Here is a 12,303-nt window from a genome sequence, read left to right on the forward strand (position 1 = left end):
TGTATACCTTCCAGGCACTTTGTTTCGATGGCCAGAAGGTATGAAGTCACTATTAGACGAAAATTTGAATTATAACTTCACGAAATCTTACAGAATCTATGTAGTATATTAGTCATTTACAGCATAATATGGCAATAGGGTGGCACCCTACCAACCGTCAGATGTCATAAATAAGGCAGCGTCACCATAACTATTAACAACTCACCAGCATTTTAAATTAATTATCTCAAGCAAGTTGCGGCAAGGCTTTCAAAAGATGGTGCAAAGTCGCAACGCTCTGCGGGTCAGCAATACCGTCCACACGTTCGGGCCGGTAGTGACGCTGAAATGCCATTACGGCATTCTCCGTTGCAATATCAAAGACCCCGTTTACGTTAACCTCATAGCCGTAAATAGCCAGAAGCGATTGTATCGCCTCAATTGGCTGCCCTTGATCTCCCTTTTGAAAATACCCGGCCCCCTCAATCTCAATTGGTGGCACATAATGCCCCACACCATGCTGGTGCATAAGAGCCCAAGGAAAATGTCTCCCAGGGTCCTGCTTACGTGAAGGAGCAACATCCGAATGGCCCAAAACCCGCTCCGCCGGAATTTGGTGGCGCTTAATCACATCCTGACAAAGCGCAATAACAGCATTTATCTGTACTTCAGGGTAGGTACTCACAGCACCATCTTGTACTCCGCAATTGGCAAGTTCAATTCCAATTGAACACGAATTAATATCGCGCTCTCCCTTCCAGAATGCTTGCCCAGCATGCCAGGCACGGCGACTTTCAGGCACCATTTGTGTAATATCGCCTGTCTCGTCAACCAGATAATGAGCCGAGACTTCCGACCTTGCATCGCATAACCAGCTGACAGCACTTTCTGCGCTATCCATCGCAGTATAGTGTAAGAGCAACATATCGATATCTCGTTGCCGCTCATTATGATTGGGGGAAGGACGCAAACGCGCCGGAACAAGACACTCAGCCCGTATACTCATAGGTTATGCTCTGCACTTATTTTTTCAAAAGCCACATTAATCGCCGACAATCGGTCACTGGCAAGTCGAACAAATTCTTCTGGCACCCCACGCGCAACAAGGCGATCGGGGTGTGTTTCCTTAACTTGGTTAAGATAGTTCCGCCGAATTTCGGAAAACGGTAAATCCCGGCTAACGCCAAGAATTTCGTAGGGATCGCCACCACCACGCACATGACGTGCTTTTAAACGGCTATACTCGTTAGGATCAACCTTAAATATTTCAGCAACACGCTCTAGATAAGCAAGCTCTGCGCTATGAACAATTCCGTCTGCTTTCGCAATATGGAATAAGCCATCCAACACATCGATTTTGTTTTCAGCTTCGTCCAAAAATAAAACCGCCAACTTCTTTGCATAGGCTTCGTAACCTGCAACGTCTTGTTGGGCCAAATTAAACAAACGGGCAACATTGGCTTCTTCATGCGGCGGAATATCAAACAACTCTCGGAATGCGAGCACTTCATCATGCGTTACCACGCCATCCGCCTTTGCCATTTTTGCAGACAAAGCAATCATTGCAACAGTAAAGGCAACGGAGCGCCGCATCTCACCTGCCGCTTGCACAAAACTTTGCAAACGATCAATGAGGTGAACGCTCCCAGTTTGTATACTGCCGATAAAAGTAGATATTTTGCTCCAGAAATTCATAGTCCAAGACTATATGATGTAGACAAACCTTTCGACCCAAGAACGTATTTGCCAAACGTTTTTGCCAGGATCTCCCCAGCTTCCGCATTTAGAGCGTGAAACTCTTCGATTAATAAACACGAATGAAACAGTTTATTGCCTACAAATGACTGGCAGCCCTCAAAATGGTAGGTATAAACACCTTCTCGCTGACATGCATTTCCTAGTAAATACACTAAAAAATAATTAATAAAATTTTATTAGTAATTGCATTAAATTTATTATACCCTCAGATAATTATCGATTAAACCACTGTCTCATAATCAGCCGAGGCTGCAGGTATTTCATTTTGTATAAAACAGCACCTATTAAAAAAATAGTATTTCTAGCACTAAGCCTATTCACATTATTCGTTTTGGCTCTGTGTTATTATACCATTGAAAAATATACGCTTTACACAACGATGCGCTCTGAGAGTATCGCACAGCATTCAACCGCGCTTGAAAAGTTTAAATCCGGTCTAGCCACAAATCTGGACAACGGCCACGAACACACCTCAAAGTCCATAAGTTACCTGCCCTCAACAGATTATAGGAATATAATCGTTCGCTCGCTGCAAGGGGTACAAAATACAGCGATTAGTATCTACACATTAACCGGTTTCAGGCTCGTAGAAGTAAAATCCGATGCAATTGCAGACAATCACAATAATAGCATTGTAGGTACAAAAGTAGATTACCGCCAATTATTAAAAGCAGTCAGCACCCAGCAACAACAAGTAAGCTCGAATTTTTCTTATACCAGCTGGGATATCCCTTGTTTCACCACTGTTAACCTGCTCTCCTTAAATGGTACACCAGATCTGATTGTAGTTATCACCTCCATAACAGCGGTTTCCCATGAGTATTTCATAGAGGCCCTCTCAACAGCCTCGGTTTTGGGCTTTCTAGTCATACTATTAATCTACACGATGAGCATATATTTCATCTGGCGCTTCATGCGTGAGCGCTGGAAAACACGCTCCACCATTGAATTCTTAGCCCAGAACGATCCCCTCACGCACCTGCCCAACCGTGCTGTTTTTTCAGAAACCCTCACAAAATCCCTTAAGAAAGCCAGCCGTTCATTAAGGAATAACTACGTCATGGTAGTTGACGTAGATAAGTTCAAAAACATTAATGATACGCATGGTCATGCCATCGGCGATCTTTTCCTCCAAGCGATTGCAGATCGGCTACGGCTGGTATTTGAAAACCAGCTCGTTGCCAGGTTGTCCGGCGATGAATTCGCTGTCCTGCTGGAAAACGACATGAGCCACCGCGAAGCCACGAGTTACGCGCAGCGCCTTCTCTCCGCTGTTAAAGCCCCGTGTATTCTCGATGGAATAGAACTGGAGATGTCGCTTTCAATTGGCTTAGCAGGCGCACGCGATTCCTTATGGCGTGCTTCCAAGCTTCTCCATTGCGCCGATTTGGCTTTATACCGTGCCAAACAAACCGGACGTTCCACATATACTTGGTACCACCCCAGTATGGATGACGAGCTCCAGCAGCGCCGCGCGTTAGAGCACGAAATGTATCGCGCTCTTAAAAACGAAGGGTTTCAGGTTGAATATCAAGCGCAAGTCGGGCTGCAAGATAATCGCCTGAAAGGCTTTGAAGCATTATTACGCTGGAAGCATCCTGTGCATGGTCAAATAAGCCCGCACATTTTCATTCCCATCGCCGAAGAGAGCGGGCAAATCGAAGCAATAGGTGAGTATGTACTCAAAAAAGCCTGTAAAGACGCTGCAAATTGGGAAGATGAAAACCTCAGAGTGGCAGTAAATATATCCCCTGCCCAGTTTAAAAGCGGTCACATCGAAAACAAAGTCCGCAATGCATTAAAAGAGGCAAACCTTAAGCCGGAGCGACTGGAAATCGAGATAACGGAAAGCCTCCTCATATCCGATACAAAAGCAGTCATACAAACACTGAAGTCCCTACACAAAATGGGCGTTTCGATTGCCATGGATGATTTTGGCACCGGTTATTCAAGCCTAAGCTACCTCTCCAAGTTCCCGTTTAACAAAATTAAAATTGACCGCAGCTTCATACAACGGTTGGGACAAGACACCCATACCGATGCGGTCATTGCCGCCATAATAGGGTTAGGAAGATCATTAAACTTACTCATCACCGCAGAAGGGGTTGAAAACGAAACACAAGCGCGCCTGCTTAAAGCGGGAGGCTGTGATCTCGTTCAAGGGTTTTACTACGGCAAGCCACAACCGGTGAACCCCAAACACCCCAGTGAGAATATACGCTGCCTGAATGGATTCTAAGCGCGTAATCCAATCCTAAAAAGAAACTAGTAGTTTTACGATACTAATTCTTGACAAATAAATTCAACTTTGGAAAAAGTGCCTAGTAATATACAACACTTAGCTAGCCAGCCTGTTTGCCAAGCCAGCCAATTGACAAGGCTTAGGCAACATGAAAACACACTCTCTTTTATTATTGGGCGTTAGCACATCAACACTTTTGTTGTTAGGTGCCGCTTCACACAGTGCCGAGCAACAAAGCTCAATCACTCTTGATAAGATTGTCACAACGGCAGGCAAAGCCAAAGTCGCCATCGACACACCACAGGCGGTTACAGTTATTGCCCCGCAGCAAATCGAAGCTTCCCAAGCAAACTCACTCGGCGAGTTGTTAGAGCGAACACCAGGTGTGTCAGTGAGCAATGCACAAGCGCCTTTTGGCCAATCCTTTAACATCCGCGGTATTGGCACAGGGCTTTCTTCCGATGAAAACCGTATGATACTTCAAGTTGACGGTGTCAAAAAATACTTCGAGCAGTATCGTATGGGCTCTTTCTTTTCGGATCCCGAATTCTATAAATCAGTCACCATTCAACGTGGCCCAGCCGGTTCCACTCTTTATGGCTCTGGCGCCATGGCTGGTGTTATTTCGGTGCAAACAAAAGACGCAAGTGACTATTTGAAGGGTGACGATAAACTGGCCGTACGGCTAAAAGGCACCTGGTCATCAAATGCGAACGACTTCACAAGCTCATTGGTCACAGCAGCTAAATTAACAGACAATCTGGAACTGTTTGCTGCTGGCAATTTCGGCCAGATACGTCCTTACACAAATGGTGATGGCGTGAAAGATGCTGAAGGCAACACCAATATGTATTCAGGTATTGCAAAGCTGAAATACAACTTTGGCAGCGATAAGGACCAGTCACTTGCTTTAAGTTACGAGCGCTATCAATTCACTGGCAAAAACCAGTATTTCGACCAAATATCACATAGTAAAGATTTTGGTTTTACCGATCGTACCGGTTACAATCAAACGGGCATTTTGCGCTATGAAAACGCTTTTCTAGGTAACGATTTTCTCAACCTAACGGCCCAATTATCCTATTCCAACGAGGAAACTAGTCAAGATAAGCTGCAAAACATATGCTACGGACCACGTTTTTGTTTTAAACCATACGGCGACAAAACAGACTTCACGTACAACACAATCCAGTACAAGCTGGAAAACGAAAGCGAGCTGGAATCAGTTCTCGGCCTACCGCTATTTATCACCTATGGAGCCGAAGGCAGTTGGCAAGAACGTAAAAACACCCGCTACAAAAAAACCGGCACAACCCACGGCTCCAGTTCTCACCCAGAGGGTACAAAAACCTCTTTTGGCGTATATGCGCAAGCCGAAGCAGAACTATTGCCAGGTCTGGTACTGACACCAGGCGTTCGTATCGATCACGACCGCTTGCAGCCAGGCACAGGTGTTAAGGCAACACAAGGCCCCTCAGATACAGCATACTCACCCAAGTTGGCAGTGTATTATGATCTAACCAGTAACGTTGGCTTATTTGCTTCACTCGCCCATACCGAACGCCTGCCCTCAATTGATGAGGCATTTAGCGGCGATAACTACACCAATCCACATGTGAAACAGCTCAAAAAAGAGCTTTCCAATAACATTGAGGGCGGTATTGCCCTTTCATTTGACAGTGTTTTACAAGAAGAAGACGGGCTACGGCTAAAAGCAACAACCTACTATAATAAAATTAGAAACCACTACAGCCGCCAATATAATCACACGACAGGCCGTGCCGAAGTGGTTCTGGTGAATCAAGCGCAATATAGCGGCTTAGAACTTGAGGCCTCATACGATAGCCAAAGCATTTTTGCAGATGCAGGGCTTACCTACACCCGAGCCTATAATTTGGACACCAATAACTATATTGACAGCGTTGAGCCTTTGAACGGTTTCATTGCTTTAGGTTTCAAGGTTCCCGAAGCTGATTTACAAGTCAAATGGCGCAGCGACTTTTACGGTGCCCTCACAAAAGTCAGCGATCCTAAAAACAAGGCAAAAGCCTATAACTTACATGACATTTCTCTGGAGTGGACTCCAACACAAGGCTTCTTAGAAAATGCAGAAGTGCGTGCAAGTGTAGAAAACATATTCAACACCAAGTATCGCAGTGCATTAAGCCAACGTGATGGTCGCGGCCGCACCTTCAAACTGTCTATTGCCAAAACATTTTAGATAAAGTCATTGCCTCCACCAAAAGGGGAGGTTTATTTGGTCTACAATAAAAAGGGAGGCCGAGTGCCTCCCCTAACACTAAAAATCTTCAAGCTAGTAATTACATAGCCGCTGCAGCTCTAGCAGCCTGATCATAGTGCCCTGAAACACTGCGCAAAACAGAAGCTAAACGTGATAACTCCACCTCATCAAGGCCAAGTTCTTTAATAGGCCGTACCAAAAGAGCTTCGCGCAGGCACCGGTACTGGTCACATATTTTAATGCCTTCTTCGGTAATCGAAACTGTCTTTTCCTTGCCACGCTTGCCAGAGATGATAAGTTGCGCCTTTTCTAGCTTTTTCAAAGCATAAGAAACAGTATGTGTATCTTCAATATTAAGAACAAGACATAGATCGGCCAAGCTCTTTTCACGTCCACGGTGATTAACTGAATGCAAAACTTGCGTCTCAAGTGCTGACAGTCCCTCGCCGCCACTGGCGGCCATACAACGCACCATCCAACGTTGATAGGCATTCACCATCATTGTTACAGCAAATTCGATTTCTGAAAGCGCGGGCAATTCACCCGCTGCGAGATGAGCTGCCGAAACAACTGGTCCAACTTCCAAACTAGCCCCGCTTGTGTGAGGAATCCTCCCGCTGTCTTTCAATAATTCTTTTTCTGACACACTCAGCACCCCGTTTGTTAGTTATCAAATAACCTTCAAAAGATCTGGAAACATTATGACCACCGGTTTACCGAGATCTGCAAAACCACATTCTAATTCATCTAAGAATAACTTTTAAGTTCAAATATTCATTTTGCCATTATTTTATAAAAATTATGTCTACAAGAACCTACAGTTTACAATGAAAGGCAGCAACCACTAGGATGTAATAGGGGTTTCAATGGGATGTTCTCCACGCGAGCACACCAATAGGGCCGCCACCGCACACATCAAACAATAATAATTTACTGGTAGAATATAGACAAATTGTAAATGTTAAATCATAATGAATGTCATTATGGTATTTTCTCCAAAAAGCGCGCATGTACTAAGTGTCTTTATTTTTGGAGATCGGGCTAAACACTTTAACAGAATTTGGAATACGAATGACAATAGGTAAATGGGACTTTTGGATTGATCGTGGTGGCACTTTTACAGATTTAGTAGCCCGTACCCCTCAAGGCACACTGAAAGCCCACAAAGTTCTCTCCGAAAATCCAGAGGCTTACCGCGATGCAGCACTGCAAGGTATTCGCGACCTCATGGAAATACCTACTGGCAAACCTATTCCCGCTGAAAATATTGCCACTGTTAAAATGGGCACAACGGTTGCCACCAACGCCTTGCTAGAACGCAAGGGAGATCGCACCCTTCTTCTCATCACCAAGGGTTTTCGCGATGCACTTGAAATCGGCTATCAAGCTAGGCCCGATATTTTCGCCAAAGAGATTATAAAACCAGAGTTATTATACGAAACCGTTTGTGAAGTAAGTGAAAGAGTGCTCGCAAACGGCCATGTTGAAATTCAGCTGGGCCACGAGCAGGCCAAAGAAGCGCTACAAAACGCCTACAACAATGGTATCCGCTCGGTTGCTATTGTCCTCATGCATGCCTACGCCTATCCCGAACATGAGTTAGCCCTCAAAGATCTTGCCCAAGAAATTGGTTTTACTCAAATCTCCGTTTCCCACGAAGTATCTCCGCTTATGAAGCTGGTTGGGCGCGGCGATACCACGGTAGTTGATGCCTACCTCTCACCTATCCTGCGTCGCTATGTTGATCAGGTAGCCAGCGAGTTAGATATCAAAAATACTGATTGTCGTTTGATGTTTATGCAATCATCCGGCGGGTTAACAGATGCCAGCCTTTTCCAAGGAAAAGACGCTATTCTTTCGGGACCGGCAGGTGGTGTTGTTGGAGCAGTCGAAACCTCGAAAATGGCTGGATATGACAAGATCATTGGTTTTGATATGGGTGGCACCTCCACCGATGTTTCCCACTTTGACGGTAACTATGAACGTGCTTTTGAAACCGAGGTCGCAGGCGTACGCATGCGTGCGCCAATGATGCGCATTCATACTGTTGCAGCCGGTGGTGGCTCGTTGTTGCAATTCAAGGATGGTCGTTTTCAGGTTGGACCGGACTCAGCAGGAGCAAACCCTGGGCCAAAAGGATATCGTCGCGGCGGCCCGCTCACCGTAACCGATGCCAACATTATGACTGGAAAGCTAAACCCCGATGATTTCCCGCATATCTTTGGCCCAGGGCAGAATGAACCGCTGGACAGCGCCGCTGTAGAAAAAGCATTTGAGCAATTAGCGCATGAGGTCGACCCAGCCCTTAGTCCGGAAGAAGTCGCAGAGGGTTTCCAGAAAATTGCCGTTGAAAATATGGCAAGCGCAATCAAAAAGATTTCCGTTGAACGGGGCTACGATGTCACCGAATACGCCCTCACCTGCTTTGGCGGTGCTGGCGGGCAAAGTGCTTGTATGGTCGCCGACGCCCTTGGCATGACCACCGTTATTGCCCATCCGCTCTCAGGCATTCTATCGGCCTATGGCATGGGCCTTGCTGATATTCGTGCCACCCGCCAACACGCCCTGGAGCAGCCACTTGATACAAAAGGCATGCAAGCAGCCAAAGAAATGGGCGATCAGCTTGCCAATCAAACCCTTGAGGAAATTACCCAACAAGGCGTTACCCCGAGCGATGCGACACTCATTATCCGCGCTCATTTGCGCTATGCAGGTACAGATACGTCTTTGCCGGTGAGTTTCATTGCTTCAAACCTAGAGGCAATGCGGCACGAATTTCAAACAGCCCATAACAAACAATACGGCTTCACCTACGAAGATAAACCCATCACCATAGAGGCAATGGAAGTAGAGGCCATTGGCGGCGGTGCCCAACTCGATGAACAAGAACACGTGCTGACAGCGGCACACCCTGAGCCAACCAAGCAAACCCGTTTTTTTACCAGCGGCGCATGGCAACAGGCCGCCACTTACCACCGCGACACTTTCAAACCGGGAATGCGTGCAAATGGGCCCTGCCTCATCATTGAGCCCCACGCCACAATTGTAGTGGAGCCAGGTTGGCAGGCCACATTAAACAGCAAAGACCACTTTATTATAAAACGCATCATTCCGCTTGAGCGCCAACTGGCTATTGGCACTAAAGCTGATCCTGTAATGCTTGAGGTCTTCAATAACCTCTTTATGTCCATTGCCGAGCAAATGGGCGTCACACTGCAAAACACTGCTTACTCGGTCAATATTAAAGAGCGCTTGGACTTTTCTTGCGCTGTCTTCGACCATAATGGCGCATTGGTTGCCAACGCCCCGCACATGCCCGTGCATCTGGGATCAATGGATCGTTCGGTGGAAGCCGTCATCGCCAATAATAAGAGTGCCATCAAACCCGGCGATGTATTTGCACTGAATGCACCATATAACGGTGGCACGCACCTACCCGACATCACCGTTGTATCACCTGTTTTCGATGATAAGAACGAAAGCATTCTGTTCTGGGCCGCATCACGGGGACACCACGCCGATATCGGCGGAACCGCCCCCGGCTCCATGTCGCCCAAAGCCACCCGCGTCGATGAAGAAGGCGTTCTTATCGATAATTTTAAATTGGTTGACGGCGGCGTCTTCCAGGAGCAGGCCCTTCGCGATCTTTTAGAAAATCACCCGTATCCTGTTCGCAATATCAATCAAAATATTGCGGATTTGAAAGCGCAAATAGCCGCCAATGAAAAGGGCATACAAGAGCTGCGCAAAATGACTGTCCATTTCGGCTTGGATACCGTCATCGCATACATGCGCCATGTACAAGACAACGCCGAAGAAAGCGTCCGCCGTGTTATCGAAGCACTCAAAGACAGCAGCTTTGAATACCCTGTCGATCACGGCGGTGTTATTCGTGTTGCCATCAAGGTTGATAGAAACTCACGCAGTGCGACCATAGATTTCACCGGTACCAGCCCTATGCTGGACAACAACTTCAACGCACCAGAGCCGGTTACCCGCGCCGCCGTCTTGTATTGCTTCCGGGTGATGGTACCCACTGCCATACCTATGAACGCTGGCTGCCTACGCCCGCTCAATATCATTGTTCCCAAGGGCTCCATGTTGTCACCTGTTTACCCCGCCGCTGTTGTGGCCGGTAACGTGGAAACATCGCAACATGTCACCAACGCCTTGTTTGCAGCCCTTGGTGCTATGGCGAACTCGCAGGGCACTATGAACAACCTGACCTTTGGCAACAAAACCCACCAATATTATGAGACGCTTTGTTCCGGCGCACCTGCAGGACCGGGTTTTCACGGCTGTGATGCCGTTCACGTTCATATGACCAACTCACGCCTGACTGATCCGGAAATCCTCGAATTCCGCTATCCTGTGGTCTTGGAAGACTTCCACATCAACAAAGGCTCGGGCGGTACAGGGAAATGGCATGGCGGTGATGGCACCGTTCGTACCATTCGCTTTTTAGAGGAAATGGAATGCGCCATTTTGGCTTCGCACCGTACCATTGCCCCTAAGGGTATGGCAGGTGGCGCTAACGGGCAAGTTGGTAAGACACGCGTGCGCCGTTTGAATGGTAACAGTGAAGAACTAAGCACCTGCGATCAAACCACGCTCAAAGCTGGCGAAGCAGTTACTGTTAACACCCCCACCAGCGGAGGCTGGGGTCAGCCCTAAAGCCTTAAAGTCCTAAAGAAAGTGGCCGTATCGATGCACTCAACAATAAGCTGCATTTGATACGGTCACAAACTTTTGCAACCTTCACAGGTTTACAAACAAATGTCCAAGCGCTAATGCATTACGATTACGTAAACTGCATTAGTGCCTAGGATTTTAAATGAGACTTTGGTTCCGCTTGCTCTGGTTCTTTATCACCAGCCCATTTCGCAGCAAAATTGCCTCACCGCTTGATAAATCAATCATGCGCTTTCGTGTCCATCTCACCGATATTGACACAAACATTCACTTGAACAATGGTCAGTATCTCACGTTGATGGACCTTGGCCGGATGGATGTTCTACTACGTACAGGTCTTTGGCGTCCTGTTCTTAAGAACAAATGGATGCCTGTTGTCTCGTCCGCTTCCATTCGTTTTCGCCGCGAAATCGGCCTGTTTCAGCCCTTCCTTTTAGAAACACGCATTGTTTACTGGGAAGAAGGAACAGGCGTCATGGAGCAACGCTTTCGCCTGCTCAAAGGAAAACATAAAGGTGTCATTGCCGCCACCTCACTGGTTCGTGTGGGTATGTACAATAAAAAAGCCCGCGAATTTGTCGCCATTAATGACTGGATGGAACAAGCCAATTTAACCAGTGCAGTGCCTCCATTAGAGCCCCATGTAAAAGCTTTTCTCGAGGCTGAAGAGCAGCTAAAACGCTTTGACCGCAAACCAGAAGCTTAAAGAATGTCAAAGCAGCCCATACTCTACTCTTTTCGCCGTTGCCCCTATGCCATGCGCGCCCGCCTCGCCCTGATTAGCAGCAATACTCAAGTCGAACTACGCGAAATTGTCCTGCGCAATAAACCTGCGCACATGTTGGAGATTTCACCCAAAGGCACCGTTCCGGTTATGATTTTGCCCGATGCAACAGTTATAGATGAATCGCTTGATATCGCACTGTGGGCGCTTTCGCGAAACGACCCACAAAACTGGCTAGAACCAGAAACCGGCACAAAACTACAAATGCTGGATTTAATAGCGCATTTGGATGGTGCATTTAAGTATCATCTGGATCATTACAAATACGCCAGCCGCTATGAAGACGCCGACCCTGAAGTTCACTACAACAGCGCAATTCAGGAACTGGAGGGGCTAGAAAAGCGCCTGCAAAATAGTCCTTATCTCTTTGGCTCTCGCCCGGCACTAGCCGACCAAATGCTGTTCCCATTCGTACGCCAGTTTTGCAATGCCAATAAAGAACGCTTTCAACAGTCCGCCCCTGAACGCGTGCGTGCTTGGCTGAACCGCCTGATTGAAACAGAGCTATTTACCACGGCTTTTGCCACAAAATGGACCCAGTGGCAGCCTGGGGATGTCCCTCTCCTATTCCCATAGGAGAAAATAAGTCAGTGCGCAGCACACGAC

General features: G+C 47.0%; 8 protein-coding genes. 5 read left to right on the plus strand and 3 right to left on the minus strand.

Annotated elements, in window-relative coordinates; all coding sequences use genetic code 11:
• Nucleotides 1-226: 226 nt before the first annotated feature.
• Nucleotides 227-985: an N-acetylmuramoyl-L-alanine amidase gene (locus AYK67_RS10385; RefSeq protein WP_068085978.1), complete on the minus strand. Its 759-nt coding sequence runs from the start codon at nt 983-985 to the stop codon at nt 227-229.
• A complete protein-coding gene (locus AYK67_RS10390) occupies nt 982-1,674 on the minus strand; it encodes a J domain-containing protein (RefSeq protein WP_068085981.1) in 693 nt (230 codons plus the stop codon). Before AYK67_RS10390 ends, AYK67_RS10385 begins: the two co-directional genes overlap by 4 nt.
• 328 nt (nt 1,675-2,002) lie before the next feature.
• Between AYK67_RS10390 and AYK67_RS10395 the strand changes: the two genes are divergently transcribed.
• Together AYK67_RS10395 and AYK67_RS10400 are read left to right on the plus strand one after the other, a co-directional pair.
• The gene (locus tag AYK67_RS10395) at nt 2,003-3,976 is read left to right on the plus strand and encodes a putative bifunctional diguanylate cyclase/phosphodiesterase (RefSeq protein ID WP_208976266.1); all 1,974 of its coding nucleotides are present in this window, start codon (nt 2,003-2,005) and stop codon (nt 3,974-3,976) included.
• A gap of 151 nt (nt 3,977-4,127) precedes the next feature.
• A complete protein-coding gene (locus AYK67_RS10400) occupies nt 4,128-6,200 on the plus strand; it encodes a TonB-dependent receptor domain-containing protein (RefSeq protein WP_068085987.1) in 2,073 nt (690 codons plus the stop codon).
• A gap of 100 nt (nt 6,201-6,300) precedes the next feature.
• Here the strand turns inward: AYK67_RS10400 and AYK67_RS10405 are convergent, their stop codons facing one another.
• Nucleotides 6,301-6,867: a winged helix DNA-binding protein gene (locus AYK67_RS10405; RefSeq protein ID WP_244266910.1), complete on the minus strand. Its 567-nt coding sequence runs from the start codon at nt 6,865-6,867 to the stop codon at nt 6,301-6,303.
• Between the two features lie 425 nt (nt 6,868-7,292).
• Here AYK67_RS10405 and AYK67_RS10410 point away from each other — a divergent pair, with 425 nt between their 5' ends.
• The 3 genes from AYK67_RS10410 to AYK67_RS10420 all read left to right on the plus strand — a co-directional run bounded on the left by AYK67_RS10410 (nt 7,293) and on the right by AYK67_RS10420 (nt 12,273).
• The gene (locus AYK67_RS10410; protein WP_068085990.1) at nt 7,293-10,895 is read left to right on the plus strand and encodes a hydantoinase B/oxoprolinase family protein; all 3,603 of its coding nucleotides are present in this window, start codon (nt 7,293-7,295) and stop codon (nt 10,893-10,895) included.
• Nucleotides 10,896-11,055: 160 nt separating this feature from the next.
• On the plus strand, nt 11,056-11,619 hold the full coding sequence (locus AYK67_RS10415) for an acyl-CoA thioesterase (protein ID WP_068085997.1): 564 nt from the start codon (nt 11,056-11,058) through the stop codon (nt 11,617-11,619).
• Between the two features lie 3 nt (nt 11,620-11,622).
• Complete coding sequence (locus AYK67_RS10420; protein ID WP_068086001.1) at nt 11,623-12,273, plus strand: glutathione S-transferase; 651 nt, start codon at nt 11,623-11,625, stop codon at nt 12,271-12,273.
• The last annotated feature ends 30 nt before the right edge of the window (nt 12,274-12,303 follow it).

It is taken from the genome of Polycladidibacter stylochi, from assembly GCF_001562055.1.
Lineage (GTDB): Bacteria > Pseudomonadota > Alphaproteobacteria > Rhizobiales > Stappiaceae > Pseudovibrio > Pseudovibrio stylochi.

What these genes read in the sequence shown, in the direction of transcription:
- AYK67_RS10415 (WP_068085997.1), top strand. Translation starts at nt 11,056, where the DNA reads ATGAGACTTTGGTTCCGCTTGCTCTGGTTCTTTATCACCAGCCCATTT.
- AYK67_RS10410 (WP_068085990.1), top strand. Translation starts at nt 7,293, where the DNA reads ATGACAATAGGTAAATGGGACTTTTGGATTGATCGTGGTGGCACTTTT.
- AYK67_RS10385 (WP_068085978.1), bottom strand. Translation starts at nt 985, where the DNA reads ATGAGTATACGGGCTGAGTGTCTTGTTCCGGCGCGTTTGCGTCCTTCC.
- AYK67_RS10390 (WP_068085981.1), bottom strand. Translation starts at nt 1,674, where the DNA reads ATGAATTTCTGGAGCAAAATATCTACTTTTATCGGCAGTATACAAACT.
- AYK67_RS10400 (WP_068085987.1), top strand. Translation starts at nt 4,128, where the DNA reads ATGAAAACACACTCTCTTTTATTATTGGGCGTTAGCACATCAACACTT.
- AYK67_RS10420 (WP_068086001.1), top strand. Translation starts at nt 11,623, where the DNA reads ATGTCAAAGCAGCCCATACTCTACTCTTTTCGCCGTTGCCCCTATGCC.